We start from the raw sequence: 25,003 nt of genomic DNA on the forward strand, positions 1-25,003 counted from the left end.
CTATTTTCGCCGCGACAGGAAGTCGATGACCCCGGTCTTGTAGACCTTGTCGCCGACCGCCCGCATGTGATCGCGGTTCGGAATGTCGAGCACCTCCGAGCCCGGAATGATCCGGCCGAGCGCTGACGCCGAGCCCGCGATCTCGTCCTTGCTGCCGACCGCGATCAAGACCGGCACGCGGATGCCGGCCGCCTCCTCGCGCGTCATCAGGCGGCGCGAACCGCGCAGGCAGGCGGCGAGCGCGCGGCGGTCGGAGCGGGTCTGATCGGCAAAGGCGCGGAAGGTACGGCCGACCGGGTCGGTGACGTCGTCGAGCGACGGCGCCTCCAGCGCCAGCGCGACCGTCTCGCCGGGACCGCCGCCCTCGATCAGTCCGATGCCGATCCCGCCAAGAATCGCCGAGCGCACCCGATCGGGATTCTCTCGCGCCAGGATCGCCGTCATCCGCGAGCCCAGCGAATAGCCCATGATGTCGGCGCGCGTGATTCCGAGATGGTCCATCAGCGCGATCACGTCGCCGGCCATGGTCGCGATCTCGTACTGCGCGGCATCGTAGAGCTTGGCGGATTCGCCGTGGCCGCGATTGTCGAGCGCGATCACGCGACGGCCGGCCTTGACCAGATCCGACACCCAGGTCGGGTAGATCCAGTTGACGTTCTTGCTCGAGGCAAAGCCGTGCACCAGCACGATCGGTTCGCCCGCGCCTTCGTCGATATAGGCAATTTCAACATCGCCGTGATGGAAACTCGGCATCATCCATTCCGTTTCTTCTTGGGATTTGCGATTGGCGATCGACAGGCGACCGCAAGCCTAACCCTGGGCGGGCATACTCGCCAAGGTAGCCTGCGCGGCCATCTGCCGCTTCAGGCGCAGCGCCTTGCTTCGTCTGAGCCACCAGGCGGTGGCCCGTTCGGTGGTGGCCTTGATCGACGACAGGAAGCCGAACAGCGCCAGCAGCGCGCCGAACAGCCACATGGTGAGATTGAATGCGCCGGCCGCCAGCAGCAGCGCGCCGCGGCCGAGCAGCTTCAGGATCGCGCGGGTCTGGCCGCCCTTCGCCTCGGCGATCCGCGCCGCCCGCGCGATCTCCTTCGGGTTCTCGGCGACCTTCAGCGTATCCCGCGCAGCGCGAACCCCGGCCGCCTCGCCGATGCGCCCGACGTCCTTGGCGACGCGCACCAGCGCGCCGGCCTTCTCGGCGCGGAATGCCGCGCGGATCGCGGTTGCGGTTTGCACCGGCCGCAGCACCGAGCCGGAGACGACCGCCTCGCGCAGCGCCGGCTGGTCGACGACCTCGCGGGTCGAACGCCCGGCCCATTCGATCATCCCCTCGCTCAGCCGCCCGGCCTTGCGCGTATCCTTGACCAGCGTCAGCCCGGCGCGCAGCGGCCCGGCGCCGCCGACCGACACATAGGTGGCCGCGGTCACCGCAAGCCCGGCGGCCGCAAGGCCGAGCACCAGCTGGTCGGTGTCTTCGCCCATCACGAGGTGCTTGCCCTCGCGCACGACGTCCCTGACATCGCCGAACACGAACAGGTCGCCGGCGACCGTGCCGGACAGGCTTGCGACATCGTCGGCATTGCCGGTGACCAGGCCGGTGGCGAAGCCTTTGGCGAAATGAATGGTGGATGATTGCTCGGCGCGCGCGTCATCGACGCGCTTGGTGAGATCATCACCAAGTGCGATGTTCTGCTCGCCGGCGAGTTCGACAAAGCTCATCGCAAGGTCGGCATCGCCGGAGGCCAGCGCCGCCTCGATATTGTCCGAGATCAACGCCGGGTTGTTGCGCAGCACGGAATTGAGCCTGATGTCGGCGAGCGCAGCGGGATCGTCCCGCGCCGCCAGCACGGTGCCGGCGTCACGGGCGTGCGGCCAAATAGCCGCGCCCACGGCAGCACTTGCCGCCACGCCGACCACCGCCAAGCTGACGCGCACCCGATTCATCCCGCTAAAACCTCTAGTTTTATTCGCCTTGGAGATAGTGTGCCGTTTTTGCGACACAACGGCTCCGACCAAAGGAGGGCTTCTCTGGGACGACAAGATTGTGTCGAATTTGCATGAGCAAATGAGCCATCGGGGGCTCTAGGAATCAACTGTTCCCGCCAGTATGGTGCGCGGCATTTCGCGATGCCGCATGCTGTTGATTGCGTCTGCCCATCGTTGCCATCAAGGTGAGAATATGTCCGACCACGTCGTCCCGCACTTCCATAACGATGCCGGTGTCTCGGTGATCGAAATCGGATCGCAGGAGTTCATGTGCGTCGGCGCCAACCCGCCGTTCGACCATCCGCACGTGTTCCTCGACCTCGGCAACGACAACGAGATCATCTGTCCGTACTGCTCGACGCTCTATCGCTTCGCGTCCGACCTCGCGGCCGGCGAAGCGCGGCCGCCGGAATGCGTGCTGAAAGACAAGGTCGCCTGACCGCTCCGTGGCGCTGACGCGAACCGTCATCGTTGCAGGCGCCGGGATCGGAGGACTGACGGCGTCGCTGACACTGGCGGCACAGGGCTTTCGCGTCGTCGTGCTGGAGAAGGCCGAACGGCTCGAGGAAGCCGGCGCCGGCATCCAGCTCTCTCCCAATGCCAGCCGCATCCTGGTCGAGCTCGGGCTCAAGGAACCGCTTGCGCGGCGCGCGGTCACGCCTGAATCCGTCAACATCCTGAGCGCGCGGGCCGGTGGCGAGATCGCACGGATGCCTCTTGGCCAGGCCGCCGAGTTCCGCGCCGGCGCACCCTATTGGGTGATCCACCGCGCCGACCTGCAGGCCGCGCTGCAGGCGGCCGTCAACGACCATCCCGATATCGATCTGCGGCTCGGCTGCCAGTTCGAGGATGTGACCAAGCATGCGAGAGGCCTCACCGTCGTCCAACGCCGCGGCAATTCACGGCAGGAGGAATTGGCCGTCGCGCTGATCGGCGCCGACGGCATCTGGTCGTCGGTGCGCGGGCATTTGTTTCCGGATGTACAGCCGCAATTCTCCGGCCTGATCGCCTGGCGCGGCACGCTGGACGCCACCGCCCTGCCGCGTGAATACGCCGCACCGCGCGTGCAGCTCTGGATGGGACGGGACGCGCATCTCGTCGCCTATCCCATCTCGGCCGGACGTCAGATCAACGTGGTCGCGATCGTATCGGGCACCTGGAACCGGCCGGGCTGGAGCGAGCCCGGCGACATCAACGAGATCAAGGCTGCATTCGCCACCGCGCGCTGGCCGGCGACGGCGCGGATGCTGATCGGCGCGGTCGACGGCTGGCGCAAATGGGCGCTGTTCACCCTGCCCGACATCGGCCGCTGGAGCGAAGGCGCGGTGACGCTGCTCGGCGATGCCGCGCATGCGATGTTGCCGTTTGCCGCACAAGGCGCCGGCATGGCGATCGAGGACGCGGCCGTGCTCGCCAAGGCCTTGAGCGACAGCACCGGGGAAAACACCGCAGGCATTCCCGCCGCGCTGAAGCGCTACGCACGGATGCGGCGCGGGCGCGTGCTGAAAGTGCAGCGCCTGGCGCGACAGCAGGGCCGCATCTATCATTTGGGCGGGCCGGCGGCGATCGCGCGCGATCTAGCGATCCGCGCCATCGGTCCGGAGCGCATGTTGGCGCGGCAGGACTGGATCTACGATTGGCGCGCCTGAGCTCGGCCAATCACGACCGGCTCGTCTGGAAACGCAGGCTTAGTGGACGAGGCCCCGTGGCGCGCGCGGGCCCTTCGCCGCCGGCGTGGGAGCAGCGGGGGCAGCGGCCGCAGGCGTGTCCGGCGTGCTTTCATGGCACCTGCCTTTGCGCCAGGCCTCATCCGCCAGCTTCTGCTGGGAGTGGATCGAGATCAGCTCGTTACGATAGACCATCTCGGAGACGACAGTACCGCCGACGCCGGTCTCCGCCTTGGCCATCAACTTTTCCTGATCCGCCGCGCGGGTCTTGAGATTGCTGCGCTCGTTCTCGAGCTGCTTGCAATCATAAAGCTCGTACTTGGCGGGATCGGCGAATGCCGACGGCACGGTGTCGCCGATCTGCGCGCAGCCGGACACGCCCGCGGCCGAAGCGAGCAGCGCAATGACGGCCGCCGCGCGCGACAGCATCAGGCGGCGTGGGAAACGAACAGACATTCAGCTTTCTTAACCGGACAGTGTTGAGATTGCCTAAAGCAGCCACCGGTGTCCGGATTGAGGCTCAATCGCGGCGGCGCGCTGCTTATCCCAATGCTCGGCCGCCGAGGCAAATGGAATTGCGGGCCGCGGTTTAAGCCTTTGAAAGCTCACCTGTTAGCACCGGATAATGACAATTCCACTCCGCGCCCAAACGCGCTAGAAATCGGCGCGCCTGGCGCAACGCGGACGTGGCGGAACTGGTAGACGCAAGGGACTTAAAATCCCTCGATGGCAACGTCGTGTGGGTTCGAGTCCCACCGCCCGCACCAGCCTTCGCATGCCACGCGCACCCGAGCGGGTCAGCGTCGTGTTTTCCGGCTGTGGCGCAGTTCACACGCCGCGATCGCTGACTGTCGTAGTCTTCCCGCATTGGAAATTCCGGCCGCGCATTTTCGCGGCTGTTGCATTTCGAGATCAATTTTGGTCGGAGGCGGCGATGGAGATTGCAAACCGCAATCGGATTGCGAAGAGCAATCGGATTGCTGGCGGCAAGGCGCGCGATCACGGTGCCTCTACGCTCCAGCACGGCGACGATGTGGCTCATTGCAGCAACGGGCTCAATGCACGGAATTTCCGCGGCGCTGCGCCCGACGACCGCGCAATCTACCGGCGATGGATCCGCGGCGCGATCATGGTATGCGGACTGCTCGCGTTGGCCGGTGGAGCGGCGGTCTGGATGAACGGAACCGGTATTGGACCGACGCAGCTCACGAGCCTGTCGAGCCCGAGCAGCATGAGACCAGACCACGGCGATTAGCGGCCGCCGGCTCGGAACCCGTGCACTGCATCTACGTTGTCGTGCCGCAATTGGAGCATGACGATGCCGAACGACGATCCATCCGCAAAGCGCGCAACCGACCAATGCGATCAGCGCAAGGAGCGCCCCTCCCCACCGCACAGCGCGCCACCAGGCGGGCCACCGCTTAGCGACGGACTGGAGCAGCTTCGCGACAGCCACACCTGACAAGCGACAGCGCGAAAAGAAAAATGGCCGGGACAAGTCCCGGCCATTCGTTTTGCGTCAAGCCGCAAGCTTACTCGGACTTGTCGATATTCCAGAAGATCGGCGTCGCCGGACCGTCGAGCACACCGGTGAGCGACTTCCGCCACGCGCTCGGAATGGTGTACTGGCCGAGCGGAATGTAGATCACCTGATCGTAGGCCTCGGTCTGGATTTCCGCGGCGATCTTCTTCTTTTCCTCAGCCGAGCCGGCGCGTGCGAACTTGTCACGCAGCTCCTCGATCTTCGGGTCTTCGGCCCAGCCGAACCAGCCGCCATTCTTGCCGCGACCGGTGATCGACGCGTTGACGATCGGATCGGAGACGTCGGCCGCGACCCAGTTGGTGAAGAACATGTTCCAGCCGCCTTCCTTCGGCGGCTTCTGGCTGGCGCGGCGGGTCACCACGGTCTGCCAGTCGGTGGCCTGCAGGTCGACCTTGAAGCCGGCCTCGCGCAGCTGCTGCGCGGCCACGACAGGCTGGGCCTTCAACGTCGTGACGTCGCCCGGCGCCATGATCACCACGGGGGTGCCGTCATAGCCGGACGCGGCGAGCGCCTTCTTGGCTTCCGCCAGGCCGTTGCCCTTCACCAGCGTTTCGGCCCCGACGTCGGTCTCGAGCGGCGTGCCGCAGACGAAGAAGGCGCCGCAGATCTTCTGGTACTTGGCGTTGCCGACCAGCGCGTCGAGCACGTCCTTCTGGTTCATCGCCAGGAACGCAGCCCGGCGCACCTTCGGATTGTCGAACGGCGGATAGAGGAAGTTCATGCGTCCGAGGGTCTGGAAGCCGAACTTGTTCAGGACGTCGATCTTGAGATCCGGATTGGCTTCGAGCACCGGCAGCATGTCGAACGGAAGGTTCTCCATGAAATCGATGTCGCCGGATTGCAACGCATTCACCGCGGTCTGCGCATCGGCCATCGTGACCCACTCGACGCGGTCGACCTTGACCACCTTGCCGCCGGCGGTCCAGCTCGCCGGCTCCTTGCGCGGCACGTAGTCCTTGTTCTTCTCATAGACCGCCTTCACGCCCGGCTGGAATTCCGCCTGCACGAATTTGAACGGTCCGGAGCCGATCTGTTCCGGGATCGGCTTGTCCGGCGGCGTCTCGGCAAGACGCTTCGGCATCATGAACGGCACGCGCGACGACGGCTTGCCGATTGATTCCAGCACGAGGCCGTAGGGTTCCTTCAGCTTCAGCGTGATGGTCTTGGCGTCGGTCGCCTCCAGGCTCGCGACGAAGTCCATCAGCTTCTGGCCCATGCCGTCGACCTTGCCCCAACGCTGCAGCGAGGCGACGCAGTCTTCCGCGGTGACCGGCGCGCCGTCGTGCCACTTCAGGCCGTCGCGCAGCGTGAACGTGTAGGTCAGCTTGTCGTCGGAAACCTTCCAGTCCGCCATCTGCGGCTGGATCTTGAAATTGGAATCCGTCGCCAGCAGCGTGTCATAGATCATGTAGCCATGATCGCGGGTGATGTAGGCCGTGGTCATGATCGGGTCGATGACGCGCAGATCCGAATGCATCACCGCGGTGATGGTCTTGCCCGCGGCCATCGCCTGCGGTGCGAATGACAATTCCTGCGGCGCGAACGACAGCGCGAGCGCCGTCAACGCGGCCGCTAGCGTGCGGTGTTTCCAACGCGAGATAGGGAACATGCAATCTCTCCTGACGTGTAACTGGTCAAAGCCGGCTTATTCGTTATGCATGCGGTTCGTTATTTAGGCGAACTAACATGCTGTATGGCTTGTGAAATCGAGACTTGCACCAAGCGCCAAGCGCGTCAATCGGTTTCAGGCCGCATCGGACGTACACAAACGAATGAGGCCGCACGCCAGATTTTGGCTTTACAAAATCGTCGGCTGAGATTTTCGTAACGCGCGCGCGATGCCGGCGCCGTCAGAACAACAAGAGAGAAAAACGATGAACCCAGCCAATCTCCCCTTTGATTCCGAAACGATGCTGCAGGGCCTGCGCAGCTGGGTGGAATGCGAAAGCCCGACCTGGGACGCGGCCGCGGTCGAGCGCATGCTCGATCTCGCCGCCCGCGAGATGGCGATCATGGGTGCGACGATCGAGCGCATCGCCGGACGCCAGGGCTTTGCGGGCTGCGTCCGCGCCCGTTTCCCCCATCCGAAACAAGGCCAGCCCGGCATCCTGATCGCCGGCCATCTGGACACCGTGCACCCGGTCGGCACCATCGAGAAGCTGAAGTGGCGGCGCGAAGGCAACAAGTGCTTCGGGCCGGGCATCTTCGACATGAAGGGCGGCAACTATCTGTCGATCGAGGCGATCAGGCAGTTGGCGCGCGCCTCCTTCACGACACCGCTGCCGATCACCGTGCTGTTCACCCCCGATGAAGAGGTCGGCACGCCGTCGACGCGCGACATCATCGAGGCGGAAGCCGCGCGCAACAAATACGTGCTGGTGCCGGAGCCCGGTCGGCCGAACAACGGCGTCGTCACCGGCCGCTATGCGATCGCGCGCTTCAATCTGGAAGCCACCGGCAAGCCCAGCCATGCCGGCGCGACGCTGTCTTCCGGGCGTTCCGCGATCCGCGAGATGGCGCGGCAGATCATCGCCATCGACGGCATGACCACCGAGGACTGCACATTCTCGGTCGGCATCGTGCATGGCGGCCAGTGGGTCAATTGCGTCGCAACGACCTGTACCGGCGAAGCGCTCAGCATGGCCAAGCGCCAGGCCGATCTCGACCGTGGGGTCGAGCGCATGCTGGCACTGTCGGGCACCGCCAACGACGTCACCTTCAAGGTGACGCGCGGCGTCACTCGCCCGGTGTGGGAGCCCGATGCTGGCACCATGGCGCTCTATGAAAAGGCAAAAGGCCTTGCGGCGGCGATGGGTCTCGATCTGCCGCACGGCAGCGCCGGCGGCGGCTCGGACGGCAACTTCACCGGCGCGATGGGCATCCCCACGCTCGACGGCCTCGGCGTTCGCGGCGCCGATGCGCATACGCTCAACGAACATATCGAGGTCGACAGCCTCGCCGAGCGCGGCCGCCTGATGGCAGCACTGCTGGCGACGCTGGACTGACATCGATTGCACTGCACAACACGTTGGCACTGCCGGACCGAAATTTAGCCTTGTCCATTTTTAAGGCTTCGCCTACGGTCCGGCCGTCCAACGCGACGATGCGGGAGAGATCGAAGCGACAACATTCGTGTTGTTGCCTTCGGCGCCGACGGAGCAACCGCCCCGGAAACTCTCAGGCAAAAGGACTGTATCGTCAGGACGATCTGGAGAGAGACGAACATGGCCGCACATCAAGGGCCATGACGTCCACCGAAGGGGATAGTTCGCTTCTGGCCCCGGCCCGATGCGGATCAAGCTCTCAGGTACCGTGACAGATGGGGCGCCGAATGCCGGTTTCACCGGTGGTTCGGCGACTCTAACCCACGGGAGCCTGAAGACCATCATGCCACATATCGCGATTATCGGCGCCGGCATCACTGGCGTAACGACGGCCTATGCCCTGCTTGAACGCGGCTACAAGGTGAGTGTCCTCGACAGACATCGCTACGCCGCGATGGAAACCTCGTTCGCCAATGGCGGACAGCTTTCCGCCAGCAACGCCGAAGTCTGGAACAGTGCTGCGACCATCCTCAAGGGTCTGCGCTGGATGCTCAGAAGCGACGCGCCGCTGCTGATGAACCCAAAGCCGAGCTGGCACAAATATTCCTGGATCGGCGAGTTCGTCGGCAGCATCGGCCGCTATCGCAGCAACACCATCGAGACCACGCGGCTCGCAATCGAAGCGCGCAAGCACCTGTTCTCGATCGCACAGCGCGAGAACATCGCCTTCGATCTCGAACGCCGCGGCATCCTGCACGTCTATCACGACAGGGCCGGCTTCGAAGCCGGCCTCAAGGTCAACACGCTGCTGCAGCAGGGCGGGCTCGACCGCCGGCCGGTGACATCAGACGAAATCCGCGTCATCGAACCCGCGCTGCAGACAAGCTGCTATGGCGGCTTCTTCACGCCGTCGGACGCGACCGGCGATATCCACAAATTCACGCGTGGGCTTGCCGACGCCTGCATCCGTCGTGGCGCGAGCTTTGTCCATGAAGCCGACGTCGACACGATCGCACGCGGCGGAGACGGCTTCCGCATCGGCTGGAACGAAGTTGCTTCAGATGATGCTGCGGTCGCGACGCGCCATCAATTGCAAGCGGACGGGATCGTGATTTGCGCCGGCGTGGCGAGCCGCCACTTCGCCAGCCTGCTCAACGACCGCGTCAACGTCTATCCGGTGAAGGGTTATTCGATCACGGTGCAGCTCGATGCGCCGCAAAGCCGGAATGCGGCCCCGACCGTCAGCCTGCTCGATGAAGCTGCGAAGATCGTCACCAGCCGGCTCGGCGCCGACCGCTTCCGCGTCGCCGGTACCGCCGAGTTCAACGGTTTCAACCGCGACATTCGCGCCGACCGCATTCAACCGCTGGTGGATTGGGTGCGGCATCATTTCCCAAACATCGATACGTCGAAAGTCGTGCCCTGGGCGGGCCTGCGTCCGATGATGCCGAACATGATGCCGGTGGTTCGCGCCGGACGGATTCCGGGCGTGTTCTACAACACGGGCCACGGTCATCTCGGCTGGACGCTCTCGGCGGCGACGGCGCAGATGGTGGCCCAGGCGATCGACGATTGGCGCGACCTCGACACGCCGCCGATGGCGCCGACGTTCGGTGCCGGGCTCGATGTGCCTGCCAACGCGCGCAAAGCTGAAATCAATCCACCTTCCAGTGGACTGCTTCGAACTTCACCGGAGGAATAATCGCGGCCAACAGGACTGATTAGCTGCACCGCAAAATCCGCAGCACCGATGGCATGGGACTTGCTCAAGTTCTACCGTGAGTCTGCTACCATCTGTGCTACGGTCTGGTGTGCAACGGTCCCGCTGGGGACTTCATCGACCACAACCCAACGGATCAAATTTGCTCGGATATCTGCTTCGCCGCATCCTCGCCGCCATTCCCGTGATGGGCGTGGTGGCTCTGTTCGTGTTCCTGTTGCTGCGGCTGACGCCGGGCGACCCGGCCGCCATCCTCGCCGGCGACAACGCGACGCCCGAACAGCTCGAACGCATCCGGACTTCGCTTGGTCTGAACGAGCCGATCTACATCCAGTTCTACACCTGGGTCGCCAAGCTGTTGCACGGCGACCTCGGTGTTTCCCTGATCTCGAACAAGCCGATCCTCGAAATGATCGGCCCGCGCCTCGAGCCGTCGATCTCGGTCGCGCTGGCCACCATCATCCTCTCGATCCTGGTCGCGGTGCCGCTCGGCGTGATCGCGGCGTGGAAACACGGCACCTGGATCGACCGCTTCGTGATGGGACTGTCGGTGCTCGGCTTCTCGGTGCCGGTGTTCGTGATCGGCTATGTGCTGATCCAGATCTTTGCGATCGATCTGCGCTGGGTGCCGGTGCAGGGCTTCAAGAGCATCTCGGCCGGCTTCGGTCCGTTCTTCCAGCGCATCATCCTGCCGACCTGCACCCTCTCCTTCATCTACGTCGCCCTCATCGCGCGCATGACGCGGGCCTCGATGCTCGACGTGCTCGGTGAGGATTACGTGCGCACCGCGCGCGCCAAGGGCATCGGCGAGACCGGCGTGCTGCTGCGCCATGCGCTGCGCAACGCGGCCGTGCCGGTCATCACGGTGATCGGTTCCGGCTTCGCGCTGTTGATCTCCGGGGTCGTCGTCACCGAAAGCGTGTTCAACCTGCCCGGCATCGGCCGCCTCACCGTCGATGCTGTGCTGGCGCGCGACTATCCGGTGATCCAGGCGATGATCCTGTTGACGTCGGGTATCTACGTCGCGGTCAATCTGTTGATCGACCTCGCCTACACCCTGCTCGATCCTCGTATCCGGTACTGAGCAATGGCGATCGAAACCCTTCCCGAATCCTCGCTTCCCGTCACCCGGCCGTTCCGCGTCAAGTTCGGCTTCCTGACGTCGACGCCGATCATCGCGATTGCGACGATCAGCCTCGCCCTCATCATCCTGATGGCGATCTTCGCGCCGCTGCTTGCGCCGCATGATCCTCTGCTGCTGACGCCGTCGCAGCGGCTGAAGCCGTCGAGCGCGCAATATCTGCTCGGCACCGACGCCTATGGCCGCGACCTGTTGTCGCGCATCATCTACGGCGCACGGATCTCGCTGGTGATCGGGCTCGGCGCCGCCGTCTGCTCGATCGCCATCGGCCTTCTGATCGGCCTCGTCGCCGGCTTCTTCCGCTGGGTCGATGCGGTGCTGATGCGCGTGATGGACGGCTTGATGGCGATCCCCGCCATCCTGCTCGCGATCGCCGTGGTGTCGCTGTCGGGTGCCAGCATCTGGACCGTGATGGTCGCGATCACCATCCCCGAGATCCCGCGCGTGGCGCGGCTGGTGCGCTCGGTGGTGCTGACTGCGCGCGAGGAGCCTTATGTCGAGGCCGCGATCTCGCTCGGCACCAGCCTGCCGAAGATCATGTGGCGGCATTTGATGCCGAACACCATCGCGCCGCTGATCGTGCAAGGCACCTATGTCTGCGCGTCAGCAATCCTGACCGAGGCGATCCTGTCGTTCCTCGGCGCCGGCATCTCGCCGGAAACGCCGACCTGGGGCAACATCATGGCCGAGGGCCGCGCCTATTTCCAGGTCAAGCCGTCGCTGATCTTCTGGCCGGGGCTGCTGCTCTCGATCGCCATTCTCAGCGTCAACCTGATCGGCGACGCCGCGCGCGACGCGCTCGATCCCCGCATGAAGCAGCGTGAGGGCAAGTGACCGCAACCAACTCTTCCAACGTCGTTCTCGACATCAACAATCTCGTCGTCGGCCTCGGCCGCAAGGCGGATGCGCATCGCATCATCGACGACCTGTCGCTGCAGGTCCGTGAAAGCGAGACGCTGTGCCTGGTCGGCGAAAGCGGCTCGGGCAAGTCGGTGACATCGCTCACCGTGATGGGCCTGCTGCAGAAGGGCACGCTGGTGCCGTCCGGCGGCAGCGTCAAACTGGTCGGCGAGGAACTGCTCACCGCCAGCGACCGGCGGCTGCGCCAGCTCCGCGCCACGCGGATGGCGATGATCTTCCAGGAGCCGATGACCGCGCTCAATCCCGTCGTGCCGGTCGGCCGCCAGATCGACGAGGTGCTGCGTGCCCACACCGATCTCGACTCCCGCGCGCGGCGCCAGAAGATCCTGGCGATGATGGAGCATGTGCGGCTGCCGGACGTGGAGCGCATCTTCTCCTCCTACCCGCACCGCCTGTCGGGCGGTCAGCGCCAACGCATCATGATCGCGATGGCATTGGTGCTGGAGCCGAAGCTCCTGATCGCCGATGAGCCGACCACCGCGCTCGACGTCACCACGCAGAAGCAGATCCTCACCTTGATCCGCGACCTGCAACGCGATCACGGCACCGCTGTTCTGTTCATCACCCACGACATGGGCGTGGTGGCCGAGATCGCCGACCGCGTCGCGGTGATGCGGCACGGCCGCCTGGTCGAAACCGGCCCGCTGCAGGACGTGCTGCGCAATCCGAAGATGGAGTACACCCGCAACCTCTTGTCCTCGGTGCCGAGCCTGGTGCCGCGCGCGCCGCGCCCGGAGACGACCGAGCCGGTGGTGCTGGAAGCCAACGAGCTCAGCAAGGTCTACCGGGAGCGGTCGCTGTACGGCAAAGCCCGCGAGGTCGCCGCCGCCAGCAACGTTACCCTCACCTTGCGCAAGGGCCGCACGCTCGGCATCGTCGGCGAAAGCGGTTCCGGCAAGTCGACGGTCGCGCGCTGCATCGTCCGCCTGATCGATCCGACCTCGGGCGGGGTGCGCCTCGCCGGCCGCGAGATCTCCGACCTGTCGCGCCGGCTGTTGCAGCCGCATCGCCAGAAGATCCAGATCATCTTCCAGGATCCCTACCGTTCGCTCAATCCCCGCGTCACCGTCGGCGAGAGCATCGCGGAAGGCCCGGTCAATTACGGCATGCCGCGCAAGGATGCGCTGGCGCGGGCGCGCGAGCTGCTCGAGCTCGTCCATCTGCCGCCCGACGCCATCTCGCGCTATCCGCACCAGTTCTCCGGCGGCCAGCGCCAACGCATCGCGATCGCGCGCGCGCTGGCGCTCGATCCCGACGTGCTCGTCGCGGATGAGGCGGTGTCCGCGCTCGACGTCTCGGTGCAGGCGCAGGTGCTGGATCTGCTTGACGAGATCCAGCGCCGGCTTGGCATCGCGTTGCTGTTCATCACGCATGATTTGCGCGTCGCCGCACAAATCTGCGACGACGTCGCCGTGATGCAGCATGGCCGCGTCGTGGAACAGGGACCGGCCGCCGAGGTGCTGACCAATCCGCAGCAGGCCTATACCCGCGCGCTGCTCGATGCGGCGCCCGGACGCGGCTGGGATTTTGCGAATTTCCGCCCGGTTTCGGAAGGCCTCGTGGCAACAGCCTAAGTCTTTAGCCTTAGCCTCACGACGTACCTTTGGGCCCTCAATACGCCCATAGGGCATGCAAATCCGGAAGTGCTCCACGGCTTGCGCTTGGCGCGACGACACGCTTAACGTCGCGCGCTAGAGCGTGGCTCTGACGGTGGACACCGATCTTCCCCGGAGATCACGCTCCAACCAACGAGATGAGATCATGACGCGCGTCGTCACGATCGCATCATGATCGAAGAAACGTATCGAGACCAACTTGATGACCCGCATTGCCGTCGGCGGCTTCCTGCACGAGACCAATACCTTCGCACCGACGAAGGCAACCTATGACGATTTCGTGCATGGCGGCGGCTGGCCGTCGATGACGCATGGCGCCGACGTGCTGAAGGTCATGCGCAAGATCAATGTCGGCCTTGCCGGGTTTGTCGAGGCGGCGGAAGCCAATGGCTGGGAGCTGGTGCCGACGATCTTCGCCGCGGCGAGCCCGTCGGCGCATGTCAGCAAGGATGCGTATGAGCGGATCGTGACCGAAATGGTCGACGGCATCGCCGCGGCCGGACCGATCGACGCCGTCTATCTCGACCTGCACGGCGCCATGGTCACCGAGCATTATGACGACGGTGAAGGCGAGACGCTGGCCCGCGTGCGCAAGGCGATCGGCAACGACCTGCCGCTGGTGGCGAGCCTCGATCTGCATGCGAACGTCTCACCGAAGATGATCGAGCATGCCGATGCGCTGATTGCCTACCGCACCTATCCGCATGTCGACATGGCCGAAACCGGCCGCGCCTGCGCCCGGCATCTGGCGCTGATGCTCAAGTCCAGGCAGCGCTTCGCCAAGGCATTCCGGCAATTGCCGTTCCTGATCCCGATCAGCTGGCAATGCACCAACGACCAGCCCACAAAAGGCATCTATCAAAAGCTCGCCGCGCTCGAGAGCGACGCGGTGCCGACGCTGTCGTTTGCGCCGGGCTTCCCCGCGGCCGATTTCAGGGATTGCGGGCCGAGCGTGTTCGCCTATGGCCGGACCCAGGCCGAAGCGGATGCCGCCGCCGACAAGGTCGTCGCCCTGGTCGAGAGCCATGAGGACGATTTCGACGGCCGGATCTATTCGCCCGACGAAGGCGTGCGGCTGGCGATGGAACTGGCGAAATCGGCCAGCCGGCCGATCATCATCGCCGACACCCAGGACAATCCCGGCGCCGGCGGCGATTCCGACACCACCGGCATGCTGCGCGCGCTGGTGCGCAACAGGGCGAGTGCCGCAACCGGCGTGATCTATGATCCGCAGTCCGCGAAGGCCGCGCACACCGCCGGTGTCGGGGCATCAGTCACGCTCGAGCTCGGCGGCAAGTCCGGTATTCCCGGCGACGCGCCATACCGGGAGACTTTTGTCGTCGAACAGCTCGCGGATGGCAAATTCGTGGCTCCCGGCCCCTATTTCGGCGGCCGCGACATGGATATGGGGCCCTCGGCCTGCCTGCGGGTCGGCGACGTCCGCGTCGTGGTCGGCTCCTACAAGGCCCAGCTTGCCGACCAGGCGATGTACCGCTATGTCGGCATCGAGCCGACGGCACAGAAGATTTTGGTCAACAAGAGCTCGGTGCACTTCCGCGCCGATTTCGAGCCGATCGCCGAGAAACTTCTGATTTGCGCCGCTCCCGGTGCGATGCCCGCCGATACCGCCACGCTGCCGTGGAAACATTTGCGTCCCGGCATTCGTATCAAGCCGAACGGCCCTGCTTTCACACCCACCTCCCCATCACGCACAAACGGATAGAGAGCCATGCCGACCATTGAGCGCATCGACAGTTTTGCCGACGAACTCACCGCCATCAGACGGGATCTGCATGCGCATCCCGAGATCGGCTTCGAGGAGGTCCGCACCTCAGGCATCGTCGCCGACAAGCTCGCGAGCTGGGGCATCGAGGTGCATCGCGGCCTCGGCGGCACCGGCGTGGTCGGTGTGCTCAAGGGCAAGGGCAACGGCACCAAGAAGATCGGCCTGCGCGCCGACATGGACGCGCTGCCGATGGAAGAGAACACCAATCTGAAGTGGCGCTCCACCATTCCCGGCCGCTTCCACGGCTGCGGCCATGACGGCCACACCACGATGCTACTCGGCTCGGCACGCTATCTCGCCGAGACCCGCAATTTCGACGGCACCGTGCATTTCATCTTCCAGCCGGCCGAGGAAGGCCTCGGCGGCGCGCGCGCCATGATCAAGGACGGCCTGTTCAAGCAGTTCCCCTGCGACGAGGTCTATGGCCTGCACAACGCGCCTGACCTCAACCATGGCGAGATCGCCATCCTGCCGGGCCCGGCAATGGCCGCAGCCGACTTCTTCGACATCAGGATCCAGGGCTACGGCGCGCATGGCGCGATGCCGGAGCGCTCCAAGGACGCGGTCGTGATCGCCATGACGCTCGGACAGGCGTTGCAGTCGATCGTCAGCCGCAACGTCGATCCGCTGCAGGCTGCGGTGCTGTCGATCACGCAGATCCATTCCGGGTCGGCGTACAACGTCATTCCCGGCGAAGCCTGGATGTGCGGCACGGTGCGCTGCTTCTCCGACGAGATCCGTGAGCTGATCCGCAAGCGCATGCGCGAAATCTCCGCCGGCTTTGCGGCGGCATATGGCGCCGAAATCTCGGTCGAGATCCGCGACGGCTTCAGCGTGCTGGTGAATCAGGAAGAGCAGTCCCGCGTCGTCGAGGAAGTCGCGCGCACCGTCGTCGACCCCGCCAAGGTGATCACGCGCTCGACGCCCAAGATGGGCAGCGAGGATTTCGCCGACATGATGCAGGCCATTCCCGGCGCGTATTTCTGGGTCGGCCATGACGGCTCCGTGCCCGTTCACAATCCCGGTTACGTTCTCGACGACAAGATCCTGCCGATCGGCGCCAGCATGTTCGCCCGCATCATCGAGAAACGCATGCCGGCAGGTGCGCATGCATAAGCCCAAAGGGGACGCCATCACGTCGCTGCACGATCTCTCCGCCGTCGACCTGCTCGCCGGCTATCGTGCCAAGCAGTTCTCGCCGTCCGAGGTGCTGGAGGAAATCATCTCCCAGGTCGCGACCTGGGAGCCGCACATCAAGGCGCTGTATCTGTACGACCCGGAAGGGGCGCGGAAGGTCGCCAAGACCTCGACCGAGCGCTGGCAGCAAGCCGAGCCGGCCGGCACGCTCGATGGCGTTCCCGCCACCATCAAGGACAATGTCGCGACCAAGGGGCAGCCGGTGCCGCTGGGCGCGGCGAGCGTCAAGCTGGCGCCCGCGGAGAAGGATGCACCGCCCGCGGCGCGGCTGCGCGAGGCCGGTTGCGTGATCTTCTCCAAGACCACGATGCCGGACTACGGCATGCTGTCGTCGGGCCTGTCGTCGTTCCATCCCCTGACCCGCAATCCCTGGGATGTCAGCAAGAACCCCGGCGGCTCGAGCGCCGGCGCGGGCGCGGCAGGTGCTGCCGGCTATGGTCCCTTGCATCTCGGCACCGATATCGGCGGCTCGGTGCGGCTGCCGGCCAACTGGTGCGGCCTCGTCGCATTGAAGCCGAGCCTCGGCCGCGTGCCGGTCGACCCGCCCTATGTCGGCCGCGTCGCCGGTCCGATGACCCGCACCGTCGATGACGCTGCGCTGATGATGAGCGTATTGTCGCGCCCCGACCGCCGCGACGGCATGAGCCTGCCGGCGCTCGAGGTGAACTGGAAGGCGCTGGAGAAGTCGCCGCGCAAGCTGCGCATCGGGCTGATGCTCGACGCCGGCTCCGGCCAGAAGGTCGAGAAGGAGGTTCGCGAAATCGTCGTGAAGGCGGCGAAGGCGTTCGAATCCGCCGGCGCCGTCATCACCGAGATCGACGGCATCCTGACCCCCGAGATGCTTGAGGGGCTCGACAATTTCTGGCGCGCCCGGACCTGGGACGAGCTGTCGAAACTGTCGCAGGGCGACCGCGGCAAGACCCTGCCCTACATCCTCAACTGGGCAGAGGCCGGCGCAAAGCTCTCCGGGGTCGATGTGGTGCGCGGCTTCAACCAGACGATGGCGATCCGCGCGGCCGCCGCGAAATTGTTCTGCGAGGTCGACTACGTGATCTCGCCGGTGTCGCCGGTGGTGAACTTCCCGGCGGAGTTCGCCGCACCGCTCGACGACCCCGCAAAGCCGTTCGAGCACATCTGCTTTACCGTGCCGTGGAATATGTCGGAGAACCCCGCGTTGTCGATCAACGGCGGCTACGACAAGAAGGGCTTTCCGATCGGCGTCCAGATCATCGGCCGCCGCTTCGACGACATCGGCGTGCTCGGCATGGGCAAGGCGTTCGAAGGCCTGCGCGGCCCGCAGAAGCCGTGGCCGACGCCGCCGAAGAAGTAAAAGCAGCGCCTCAACGCAAGTCGGGATGCGCGGAGCCAAGTCCGCGCATCCCTGTTCTTCACAAGGGATGATTGCCGGGTTAACTGGATGGAGACGCGCGCCAGCGCCGTTCATTCAAGAAAACCGAGAGGAAATCATCCCCATGGCGTATGAGACGATCAAGTACGAGGTCGCCGAGCAGATCCTGACCATCACGCTGAACCGGCCCGACAAGCTCAACGCCTTCAACGCCACGATGCAGCAGGAGCTGATCGACGCGTTCGACAAAGCCGACAAGGACGACGACGTCAGGGCCATCATCGTGACAGGTGCGGGCCGCGGTTTCTGCGCCGGCGCCGATCTTTCCTCCGGCGCCAACACGTTCGACCGCGATGCACGGCGCGGTCCGGTCAAGCGCAATGCCGACGGCAGCGTCGACTACAGCGATCCGCAGGTGCGCGACGGCGGCGGACAAGTGACGCTGCGGATCTTCAAGTGCCTGAAGCCGGTGATCGCCGCCGTGAACGGCCCGGCGGTCGGCATCGGCGTCACCATGCAGCTTGCGATGGATATCCGCATCGCCTCCGACGCCGCGCGGTTCGGCTTCGTGTTCTCCCAGCGCGGCATCGTGCCGGAAGCCGCATCGAGCTGGTTCCTGCCGCGCATCGTCGGCATCTCGCAGGCGCTGGAATGGTGCTACTCCGGCCGCGTCTTCCCGGCGCAGGAAGCGCTCGCCGGCCGGCTCGTCAGCAAGGTGGTGCCGCCAGACGATCTGTTGCCCACCGCGCGCGCGCTCGCCAAGGAGTTCGCGGCCAAGACCGCGCCGGTGTCGGTGGCGCTGATCCGCCAGATGATGTGGCGCATGATGGGCGCCGACGATCCGATGGAGGCGCACAAGGTCGACAGTCGCGGCATCTATGCCCGCGGCCGGTCCGATGACGTCAAGGAAGGCGTGGTGTCATTCCTGGAAAAGCGCCCCGCGCAGTTCAAGAACAAGGTGTCGTCTGACATGCCCGACTATTTTCCGTGGTGGCAAGAGCGCGACTATAAGTGAGCGAACGGCGTCAAGCGGCGTTCACGCTTGACGGCGTCGTCCTGCTGCACGGCATCAGCAGGACGGCGCGCTCGTTTCGCAGGATGGAGCTGGCGCTGAGGGCTGCCGGCTTTGCCACCCTCAATCTCGACTATGACAGCCGGCGCAAGCCACTCGATGCGCTGGCCGAGGACATCCATCCTTCGCTCGATCAATTCGCGCGCAGCCTCGACGGCTCCGTGCATTTCGCCTGCCATTCCATGGGCGGGCTTCTGGCACGCGTCTATCTGGCAAGGCATCGCCCGGCACGGCTCGGCCGCGTCGTGATGCTGGGCACGCCGAACGGCGGCAGCGAGATCGCCGACCGCCTGAAGAACCTCGTGGCTTATCGCGCCTATTTCGGTCCGGCCGGCCAGCAGCTCGTCACCCGCCGCGATGCCGCGACCAGCGCGCTGCTGCCGCCGATCGATTATTCCGCCGGCATCATTGCCGGCAACCGCTCGGTCTATCCGATCACCTCCATCGGCCTGCCGCGGCCGCATGACGGCCGGGTGTCGGTCGCCAACACCAGGCTCGAGGGTATGGCCGATCACATTGTGATCCGCACCTCGCATCCCTGGCTGGTGCGCAACGCCGATGCGATCGCGCAGACCATCGCGTTCTTGCAGGAAGGCAAATTCAGCACAAATCGTCAGGTGGACTAGACGTGGGCGTGACCCATCCTGTGCAGCTTGAGCATGGCATAGACCGCATTGTTGGCCGGCGTCGGAATGCCAAGCGGGCGGGCGAACTCCACCACCTTTCCGGCGAGCCAGTCGAGTTCGAGCCGGTTGCCGCGTTCGAGATCGTGCAGCATGGAAGCCTTGAAGGTGGGCGGCGATGCTTCCGCGAATTTCATTCTGTCCTCGGCGAAATTCTCCGGAATCGGAACGCCCCTGGCACGGCCGACCGCTACCACCTCGCTCATCAGGCTGTAAAAGAACGCTCGCGTATCCGGGTCGGCCAGGATCGGCCCCAGCGGCTGGCGAGTCGTTGCGGTGGCGCCTGATAGTCCGACGAGAAATACGAATTTCTGCCAGCGCTCCCGGTCGATCCCGTCGGACACCGAGATGTCGATCCCGGCCGCATGCGCGGCGTCGGCAAAGGCTTTGAGGCCCTCGTCGGGCTTGCCGTCGGTTCGGCCGCAGACCATGCGCGCGAACTGGCTCGTGTGGGTGACGACGCCAGGCGCGGACAGCACTGTAGCAATGTAGGCACTTCCGGCGACCACGTTGTCGGCGCCGAGAATCGGGGCGATCCTCTCCGCACTATCGACCCCGTTTTGCAACGGGATCACCCGGGTGCGCGGTCCGACCAGGGGGAGAGACGACCTGGCTGCCGTCTCGCTGTCCCAAAGCTTGACCGCGAACAGAACGATATCGACCGGGCCGACCGTGGCAGGATCATCGGTCACGTTGGGCTTAGGCAAGTGAAGATTGCCAAGCACACTCTCGACCTTGAGACCGTTTTTCCTGATCGCCTCGAGGTTGGAGCCGCGTGCGATAAAGAACACGTCGTGCCCTGCCGCGGCCATACGTGCTCCGAAATAACCGCCGAGGGCACCGGCCGCCATCACAGCGATACGCATGTCATCCTCCACCCCTGCAACGACACTCAGCCGGCAGAGGATATCACGCGGCGGACCTGGGTTCGATTCCTTGAACGTCAGGCCCATCGCGTCATTTGGCTGCACTGCAGAGTTTGGTCTGCTATCGGTGCATGCCGGACTCCGGCAAGCCGCCTGCCCGACAGATCTGTGGTTTCACGGCCTCGTCAGCAGCGCCACACGCCCGATCGCCTTGCGCTCGATCAACAGCCGCATCGCTTTCGCGTAGTCTTCCAGCGGCAGCCGGTGCGAGATGTTCGGCCGCACCCGGCCGGCTTCGGCCCATTCGCTCAGCGCCTTGAACCTGACCTCGCCGAGCGCAGGATCCTTGCGCACCGCCTCGCCGGCGCGAACGCCGAGTACGCTCGCACCCTTGATCATCAGCAGATTGGTGCGGGCAAGACCGATGCCGCCGGTGAAGCCGACGACGAGAATCCGCGCGCCCCAGTTGATGCAGCGCATCGAGCTTTCGAACACCTCGCCGCCGACAGGATCGAACACGACATCGGCGCCGCGACCGTCGGTGAGGCGCTTGACCGCATCGCGGAACGGCTCGCGCGCATAGAGCACGAGATGATCCGCGCCGCGCGCCTTGGCGATCGCAAGCTTCTCCTCGCTCGAAGCCGCGGCGATCACGGTGGCGCCGAGCAGCTTGCCGATCTCGACTGCGGCAAGCCCGACACCGCCGCCGGCGCCATGCACCAGCAGCACCTCGCCCGGCTTGATCTGCCCGCGGTCGATCAGCGCATGATAGGCGGTGCCGTGCGCGGCCAGGAAGGTCGCGCCTTCCGCGTAGTCGAAGGTCGACGGCACCGGTACGAGCTGCGACGGCGTTGCAACCGTCTCGTCGCAATAGGCGCCGAAGCGCATCTTGACGATCACCTTGTCGCCGACGGCAACACCGGCTGCGTCATTGACTTCGACGACATCGCCGGCCGCTTCCGAGCCCGGCGTGAACGGCAGCGGCGGCTTGAGCTGATACTCGCCCGCGGCCATCAGGATGTCGGGGAAATTGATCCCGGCGGCGCGGATCGCAACCCGCACCTGGCCCGGCTGCAAAGGCACCGAGGCAAGGTTCTCGAGATGCAGGCGCTCGGGCGGCCCGAGCTCGCGGCAAACGACGGCTTTCGGCATCAGGCGGCCCGCGCCTTGAGGCGCGCCAGCGCCTCGCGGATCAGCGGCAAGCGATCGTTGCCGAAATACATGTCAGTCTTGTCGAGATAGATCGTCGGCGAGCCGAAGCCGCCGCGCGCCATCACCTCCTCGGTGTTGGCCTTGAGCTGATCCTTGATCGCCTGGTCGCCGATGCCGGCCAGGAACTGCGCCGGATCGATCCCGAGCTTGGTGCAGATCTCGGTCAGCACCGCATCCTGCGAGATGTCCTTGTCGTCGCCCCAATAGGTCTCGAACACTGCGCGTGCGAACGGCACCATCTTCTCGTTGCCGAGAAGGATGCAGCCGCGCATCGCCTTGACGCTGTTCACCGGGAACACGGTCGGCGGCATCTTGATCGCCAGGCCGGCCGAGCGCGCCCAGTCGGTGAGATCCTTCTTCATGTAGCGCGCCTTCAGCGGCACCGGCTTCTCGCGCTGCGCGTAGACCGACGGATTGACGGTGTTGAAGATGCCGCCGACCAGGATCGGCCGCCAGGTGATCGGCGCGTCGAACTCCTTCGCGATCGGCTGGATGTTGTGCCAGGCGAGATAGGTCCACGGGCTGGAGCAGTCGAAGAAGAATTCGATCATGGCGTTTCCCTTTGTCTTTTCCGCATTCATTCTCGTCATTCCGGGATGCGCCGCAAGGCACAGAGCTCGCGACTGTGTCGCGCCACGGAATAACGGGCATCATTTCTTCTCGACCAGCTCCTTCGCACGCTGGCCGAACATCTTCTTGCGTGATTCCTCGTCAAACGGCTCCTTGACGAATTTTCCGATCGCAAGGCCCGCCTGCACCTGCGGCCGGGCGCGCACCGTCGCGTACCAGCGCTTGATGTTCGGGAAATCGTCGAGGGTGAAGCCCTGTGCCTTGTGGGTCATGGTCCAGGGGAAGCAGGCGATGTCGGCGATCGAATAGTCGTCGCCGGCGATATAGGCGCCGGTCCTGCCGAGCTGGCGGTCGAGCACACCATAGAGCCGCGCCGTCTCGTCGCGGTAACGTTCGATCGCGTAGGGAATCTTCTCGGCCGCATAGAGCGCGAAATGGCCGTGCTGGCCGAGCATCGGCCCGAGGCCGCCCATCTGCCACATCACCCATTGGATGACGTTCGACCGCGCACGTAGCTCCCTGGACAGGAAACGGCCGACCTTGTCGGCGAGATAGATCAGGATCGCGCCGGTCTCGAACACCGAGAACGGCCCGCCGCCGTCGGCAGGCGCATGGTCGACGATGGCGGGGATCCGGTTGTTCGGGCTGATCGCCAGGAATTCGGGCCGAAACTGCTCACCGGCGCGGATGTTCACCGGGATCACCTTGTAGGGCAGCCCCAGTTCCTCCAGCATGATCGAGACCTTCCAGCCGTTCGGCGTCGGCGCGTAGTGCAGATCGATCATCGGCGTTCTATTCCCCGTCACAAAGACTTTTGTTGTTCTGTACCTCCACCTTAGGACATGGCACACAGGCGCTCAATCAGAACCCAACAGGAGGCACCCATGCTGTTTCCAACCACGATCGCAGGCTCGCTGCCGAAGCCGGAATGGCTGGCGGAGCCGAACATGCTGTGGGCACCCTGGAAGTCGGAGGGCGCCGAGCTCGCCCGCGCCAAGCGCGATGCCACGGTGCTCGCGGTCAAGCTGCAGGAAGACGCCGGCGTCGACATCGTCACCGAAGGCGAGCAGGCGCGCCAGCATTTCGTGCACGGCTTCCTGGAGCGGATCGACGGCATCGATTTCGCCCACAAGGTCGAGATGGGCATCCGCAAGGACCGCTATAAGGCGATGGTGCCGCAGGTGGTCGCACCGCTGCAGCTCAAGGGACGCGTCCACGAGAGCGAGGCCCGTGCGGCGCGCGCGCACACCAGGAACCGGCTGAAATTCACCATGCCCGGCCCGATGACGATCATCGATACCATCGCCGACAAGTATTACGGCGACCGCGTGAAGATGGCCTTCGCTTTCGCCGAGCTTTTGAATCAGGAGGCGAAGGCGCTCGAGGCCGACGGCGTCGACATGATCCAGTTCGACGAGCCCGCCTTCAACGTCTACATGGACCAAGTGCGCGACTGGGGCATCAAGGCCCTGGAGCGCGCCGCCGAAGGCCTGACCTGCGCCACCGCCGTGCACATCTGCTACGGCTACGGCATCAAGGCCAACACCGACTGGAAGCAAACGCTTGGCGGCGAGTGGCGACAATACGAGGAGACCTTCCCCGTCATCGACAAGAGCACAATCCAGCAGGTCGCGATCGAATGCCGCAACTCGAAGGTGCCGATCGAACTGCTCGCGGCGCTCCCCGGCAAGATCGTGCAGGCCGGCGTGATCGACGTCGCCAGCGACGAGATCGAGACCGCTGACGACGTCGTCAAGGTGATCGAGGCGGTCGCCAAGCACGTGCCGAAGGGCAACATCATCGCGACCACCAATTGCGGCATGGCGCCGATGCGGCGGGACATCGCGGAAGCCAAGCTGATCGCGCTGGGCGCCGGTGCCAAGCTCGCGCGGCAGCGGCTGGCGTAAGGACTGCGCCGGCAGGTCAACCCAGAACGGCCATCGCGCTCGGATGCAACACCGGCCGGTAGCCGGCCTGGAAGGCGCGCACCGTCGATGGCGGCGTCAGCAGCATGGCCGGCTCCGGTACGTCGGCCCGGCTGTAACCGGCGAACGACCAGCGCAACGTGGCGCCGTCGGCGACGAGGTAGCTCTCCCCGCTCGCCTGCACCATCGTCCCGTCGGGCAAGTCGCGCAATCGCATCGGCAGCGGATGCAGCCGCTTCCTGCCGCGGTCGAGCCGCTCGGCATGCAGCACCGCGTCCATCGCCTTGGCGCTGAGGTCGCTCACGCCGTTGCCCTGCTCCCAGCAGCTGCGAAACCGCTTGGCATCGTCACGGCGGCAGTAGAAGCAGGGCCGGTGTCCGGCCGCGAACGCGGTGGCCTCATCGAGGAAGAACAGCTCGGTCCAGCTCTGCCAGCTCATCACCTCGCGCCGCCGTCCCCTGAACTCGCAGACGCAGGTGAGCCACGCCGGGCTCGACCAGCGCTTGTTCAGAAGCGTGCGCGTCGCCGGATCGTGGATGATGCCGCGATTTCCGGTGAAAGTGCCGCGATGGTCTGAGGCGACGATGTCGCCGGTGGGCGTGACGCGGTTTTGCAGGGGCATGTTTCTTACTTCCCCCTCGCCCCGCTCTTGCGGGGTCGAGACAAGCGCAGCTCGCTCTTAGAGGGTTGGAGTGAGGGGCTGCTT

23 protein-coding genes, 1 tRNA gene and 2 riboswitches are annotated in these 25,003 nt (G+C 65.1%); of the genes, 15 read left to right on the top strand and 9 right to left on the bottom strand.

Annotated features, from left to right (window positions below):
* Together AC1VNY_RS21905 and AC1VNY_RS21910 are read right to left on the bottom strand one after the other, a co-directional pair.
* Positions 1 to 753 carry an alpha/beta fold hydrolase gene (locus AC1VNY_RS21905; RefSeq protein ID WP_482406759.1) on the bottom strand — a complete coding sequence of 251 codons (753 nt, stop codon included), beginning with the start codon at positions 751 to 753 and terminating at the stop codon, positions 1 to 3.
* Positions 754 to 810: 57 nt separating this feature from the next.
* Positions 811 to 1,944 carry a hypothetical protein gene (locus tag AC1VNY_RS21910; RefSeq protein ID WP_482406727.1) on the bottom strand — a complete coding sequence of 378 codons (1,134 nt, stop codon included), beginning with the start codon at positions 1,942 to 1,944 and terminating at the stop codon, positions 811 to 813.
* A 235-nt stretch (positions 1,945 to 2,179) separates the two neighbouring features.
* Here AC1VNY_RS21910 and AC1VNY_RS21915 point away from each other — a divergent pair, with 235 nt between their 5' ends.
* Both AC1VNY_RS21915 and AC1VNY_RS21920 read left to right on the top strand, forming a co-directional pair.
* Positions 2,180 to 2,425 carry a zinc-finger domain-containing protein gene (locus AC1VNY_RS21915; RefSeq protein WP_018272338.1) on the top strand — a complete coding sequence of 82 codons (246 nt, stop codon included), beginning with the start codon at positions 2,180 to 2,182 and terminating at the stop codon, positions 2,423 to 2,425.
* A gap of 7 nt (positions 2,426 to 2,432) precedes the next feature.
* Positions 2,433 to 3,635 (top strand): FAD-dependent monooxygenase, encoded by a 1,203-nt coding sequence (locus AC1VNY_RS21920; RefSeq protein ID WP_482406728.1) that lies wholly within the window; start codon positions 2,433 to 2,435, stop codon positions 3,633 to 3,635.
* 39 nt (positions 3,636 to 3,674) lie between these two features.
* On the opposite strand, the gene AC1VNY_RS21925 is transcribed toward AC1VNY_RS21920, so the two are convergent.
* Entirely contained in the window at positions 3,675 to 4,109 is a 435-nt protein-coding gene (locus AC1VNY_RS21925) for a twin-arginine translocation pathway signal (protein WP_438072455.1), read from the bottom strand.
* Positions 4,110 to 4,333: 224 nt separating this feature from the next.
* On the opposite strand from AC1VNY_RS21925, the gene AC1VNY_RS21930 reads away from it, so the two are divergent.
* Positions 4,334 to 4,420 (top strand) — tRNA-Leu (locus AC1VNY_RS21930).
* A 167-nt stretch (positions 4,421 to 4,587) separates the two neighbouring features.
* On the top strand, positions 4,588 to 4,908 hold the full coding sequence (locus AC1VNY_RS21935; RefSeq protein WP_482406729.1) for a hypothetical protein: 321 nt from the start codon (positions 4,588 to 4,590) through the stop codon (positions 4,906 to 4,908).
* Between the two features lie 277 nt (positions 4,909 to 5,185).
* Here AC1VNY_RS21935 and AC1VNY_RS21940 read toward each other — a convergent pair whose 3' ends face one another.
* On the bottom strand, positions 5,186 to 6,805 hold the full coding sequence (locus tag AC1VNY_RS21940) for an ABC transporter substrate-binding protein (RefSeq protein ID WP_482406730.1): 1,620 nt from the start codon (positions 6,803 to 6,805) through the stop codon (positions 5,186 to 5,188).
* Between the two features lie 265 nt (positions 6,806 to 7,070).
* On the opposite strand from AC1VNY_RS21940, the gene AC1VNY_RS21945 reads away from it, so the two are divergent.
* The 10 genes from AC1VNY_RS21945 (at position 7,071) to AC1VNY_RS21990 (ending at position 19,667) form a co-directional block, all read left to right on the top strand.
* Positions 7,071 to 8,201: a M20/M25/M40 family metallo-hydrolase gene (locus AC1VNY_RS21945; RefSeq protein ID WP_026192961.1), complete on the top strand. Its 1,131-nt coding sequence runs from the start codon at positions 7,071 to 7,073 to the stop codon at positions 8,199 to 8,201.
* A gap of 91 nt (positions 8,202 to 8,292) precedes the next feature.
* Positions 8,293 to 8,399: riboswitch (glycine riboswitch) on the top strand.
* Between the two features lie 3 nt (positions 8,400 to 8,402).
* Positions 8,403 to 8,517: riboswitch (glycine riboswitch) on the top strand.
* Positions 8,518 to 8,583: 66 nt separating this feature from the next.
* The gene (locus AC1VNY_RS21950; protein ID WP_482406731.1) at positions 8,584 to 9,942 is read left to right on the top strand and encodes a D-amino acid dehydrogenase; all 1,359 of its coding nucleotides are present in this window, start codon (positions 8,584 to 8,586) and stop codon (positions 9,940 to 9,942) included.
* 160 nt (positions 9,943 to 10,102) lie between these two features.
* Positions 10,103 to 11,044: an ABC transporter permease gene (locus AC1VNY_RS21955; RefSeq protein ID WP_482406732.1), complete on the top strand. Its 942-nt coding sequence runs from the start codon at positions 10,103 to 10,105 to the stop codon at positions 11,042 to 11,044.
* Positions 11,045 to 11,047: 3 nt separating this feature from the next.
* Positions 11,048 to 11,935 (top strand): ABC transporter permease, encoded by an 888-nt coding sequence (locus AC1VNY_RS21960; RefSeq protein ID WP_229190462.1) that lies wholly within the window; start codon positions 11,048 to 11,050, stop codon positions 11,933 to 11,935.
* Positions 11,932 to 13,596, top strand: a complete 1,665-nt coding sequence (locus AC1VNY_RS21965) for an ABC transporter ATP-binding protein (protein ID WP_482406733.1) — start codon at positions 11,932 to 11,934, stop codon at positions 13,594 to 13,596. The genes AC1VNY_RS21960 and AC1VNY_RS21965 overlap by 4 nt, the downstream gene beginning before the upstream one ends.
* 244 nt (positions 13,597 to 13,840) lie before the next feature.
* Positions 13,841 to 15,361 (top strand): M81 family metallopeptidase, encoded by a 1,521-nt coding sequence (locus tag AC1VNY_RS21970; protein ID WP_482406734.1) that lies wholly within the window; start codon positions 13,841 to 13,843, stop codon positions 15,359 to 15,361.
* Positions 15,362 to 15,367: 6 nt separating this feature from the next.
* A complete protein-coding gene (locus tag AC1VNY_RS21975; RefSeq protein ID WP_018272346.1) occupies positions 15,368 to 16,540 on the top strand; it encodes a M20 aminoacylase family protein in 1,173 nt (390 codons plus the stop codon).
* Positions 16,533 to 17,951 (top strand): amidase, encoded by a 1,419-nt coding sequence (locus AC1VNY_RS21980; RefSeq protein ID WP_482406735.1) that lies wholly within the window; start codon positions 16,533 to 16,535, stop codon positions 17,949 to 17,951. The genes AC1VNY_RS21975 and AC1VNY_RS21980 overlap by 8 nt, the downstream gene beginning before the upstream one ends.
* A gap of 142 nt (positions 17,952 to 18,093) precedes the next feature.
* Entirely contained in the window at positions 18,094 to 18,984 is an 891-nt protein-coding gene (locus tag AC1VNY_RS21985; protein ID WP_018272348.1) for a crotonase/enoyl-CoA hydratase family protein, read from the top strand.
* On the top strand, positions 18,981 to 19,667 hold the full coding sequence (locus AC1VNY_RS21990; RefSeq protein WP_482406736.1) for an alpha/beta hydrolase: 687 nt from the start codon (positions 18,981 to 18,983) through the stop codon (positions 19,665 to 19,667). Before AC1VNY_RS21985 ends, AC1VNY_RS21990 begins: the two co-directional genes overlap by 4 nt.
* On the opposite strand, the gene AC1VNY_RS21995 is transcribed toward AC1VNY_RS21990, so the two are convergent.
* The 4 genes from AC1VNY_RS21995 to AC1VNY_RS22010 form a co-directional block, all read right to left on the bottom strand.
* Positions 19,664 to 20,590, bottom strand: a complete 927-nt coding sequence (locus tag AC1VNY_RS21995; RefSeq protein WP_482406737.1) for a ketopantoate reductase family protein — start codon at positions 20,588 to 20,590, stop codon at positions 19,664 to 19,666. The genes AC1VNY_RS21990 and AC1VNY_RS21995 overlap by 4 nt on opposite strands.
* A 174-nt stretch (positions 20,591 to 20,764) precedes the next feature.
* Positions 20,765 to 21,742, bottom strand: coding sequence for an NADPH:quinone oxidoreductase family protein (locus AC1VNY_RS22000; protein ID WP_482406738.1), 978 nt, complete (start codon positions 21,740 to 21,742; stop codon positions 20,765 to 20,767).
* Entirely contained in the window at positions 21,742 to 22,353 is a 612-nt protein-coding gene (locus tag AC1VNY_RS22005) for a 2-hydroxychromene-2-carboxylate isomerase (RefSeq protein WP_411780604.1), read from the bottom strand. The genes AC1VNY_RS22000 and AC1VNY_RS22005 overlap by 1 nt, the downstream gene beginning before the upstream one ends.
* Before the next feature lie 99 nt (positions 22,354 to 22,452).
* On the bottom strand, positions 22,453 to 23,157 hold the full coding sequence (locus tag AC1VNY_RS22010; RefSeq protein WP_482406739.1) for a glutathione binding-like protein: 705 nt from the start codon (positions 23,155 to 23,157) through the stop codon (positions 22,453 to 22,455).
* A gap of 99 nt (positions 23,158 to 23,256) precedes the next feature.
* Here AC1VNY_RS22010 and AC1VNY_RS22015 point away from each other — a divergent pair, with 99 nt between their 5' ends.
* Positions 23,257 to 24,279, top strand: coding sequence for a methionine synthase (locus AC1VNY_RS22015; RefSeq protein ID WP_482406740.1), 1,023 nt, complete (start codon positions 23,257 to 23,259; stop codon positions 24,277 to 24,279).
* A gap of 16 nt (positions 24,280 to 24,295) precedes the next feature.
* Here the strand turns inward: AC1VNY_RS22015 and AC1VNY_RS22020 are convergent, their stop codons facing one another.
* Positions 24,296 to 24,919 carry a hypothetical protein gene (locus AC1VNY_RS22020; RefSeq protein WP_482406741.1) on the bottom strand — a complete coding sequence of 208 codons (624 nt, stop codon included), beginning with the start codon at positions 24,917 to 24,919 and terminating at the stop codon, positions 24,296 to 24,298.
* Between the last annotated feature and the right edge of the window lie 84 nt (positions 24,920 to 25,003).

Source organism: Bradyrhizobium ferriligni (genome assembly GCF_056837965.1).

Excerpts from the sequence above, each read along its gene's own strand:
- AC1VNY_RS21905 (WP_482406759.1), bottom strand. The coding sequence starts at position 753 with ATGCCGAGTTTCCATCACGGCGATGTTGAAATTGCCTATATCGACGAA.
- AC1VNY_RS21910 (WP_482406727.1), bottom strand. The coding sequence starts at position 1,944 with ATGAATCGGGTGCGCGTCAGCTTGGCGGTGGTCGGCGTGGCGGCAAGT.
- AC1VNY_RS21915 (WP_018272338.1), top strand. The coding sequence starts at position 2,180 with ATGTCCGACCACGTCGTCCCGCACTTCCATAACGATGCCGGTGTCTCG.
- AC1VNY_RS21925 (WP_438072455.1), bottom strand. The coding sequence starts at position 4,109 with ATGTCTGTTCGTTTCCCACGCCGCCTGATGCTGTCGCGCGCGGCGGCC.
- AC1VNY_RS21935 (WP_482406729.1), top strand. The coding sequence starts at position 4,588 with ATGGAGATTGCAAACCGCAATCGGATTGCGAAGAGCAATCGGATTGCT.
- AC1VNY_RS21940 (WP_482406730.1), bottom strand. The coding sequence starts at position 6,805 with ATGTTCCCTATCTCGCGTTGGAAACACCGCACGCTAGCGGCCGCGTTG.
- AC1VNY_RS21945 (WP_026192961.1), top strand. The coding sequence starts at position 7,071 with ATGAACCCAGCCAATCTCCCCTTTGATTCCGAAACGATGCTGCAGGGC.
- AC1VNY_RS21950 (WP_482406731.1), top strand. The coding sequence starts at position 8,584 with ATGCCACATATCGCGATTATCGGCGCCGGCATCACTGGCGTAACGACG.
- AC1VNY_RS21960 (WP_229190462.1), top strand. The coding sequence starts at position 11,048 with ATGGCGATCGAAACCCTTCCCGAATCCTCGCTTCCCGTCACCCGGCCG.
- AC1VNY_RS21970 (WP_482406734.1), top strand. The coding sequence starts at position 13,841 with ATGACCCGCATTGCCGTCGGCGGCTTCCTGCACGAGACCAATACCTTC.
- AC1VNY_RS21975 (WP_018272346.1), top strand. The coding sequence starts at position 15,368 with ATGCCGACCATTGAGCGCATCGACAGTTTTGCCGACGAACTCACCGCC.
- AC1VNY_RS21980 (WP_482406735.1), top strand. The coding sequence starts at position 16,533 with ATGCATAAGCCCAAAGGGGACGCCATCACGTCGCTGCACGATCTCTCC.
- AC1VNY_RS21985 (WP_018272348.1), top strand. The coding sequence starts at position 18,094 with ATGGCGTATGAGACGATCAAGTACGAGGTCGCCGAGCAGATCCTGACC.
- AC1VNY_RS21995 (WP_482406737.1), bottom strand. The coding sequence starts at position 20,590 with ATGCGTATCGCTGTGATGGCGGCCGGTGCCCTCGGCGGTTATTTCGGA.
- AC1VNY_RS22000 (WP_482406738.1), bottom strand. The coding sequence starts at position 21,742 with ATGCCGAAAGCCGTCGTTTGCCGCGAGCTCGGGCCGCCCGAGCGCCTG.
- AC1VNY_RS22005 (WP_411780604.1), bottom strand. The coding sequence starts at position 22,353 with ATGATCGAATTCTTCTTCGACTGCTCCAGCCCGTGGACCTATCTCGCC.
- AC1VNY_RS22010 (WP_482406739.1), bottom strand. The coding sequence starts at position 23,157 with ATGATCGATCTGCACTACGCGCCGACGCCGAACGGCTGGAAGGTCTCG.
- AC1VNY_RS22015 (WP_482406740.1), top strand. The coding sequence starts at position 23,257 with ATGCTGTTTCCAACCACGATCGCAGGCTCGCTGCCGAAGCCGGAATGG.
- AC1VNY_RS22020 (WP_482406741.1), bottom strand. The coding sequence starts at position 24,919 with ATGCCCCTGCAAAACCGCGTCACGCCCACCGGCGACATCGTCGCCTCA.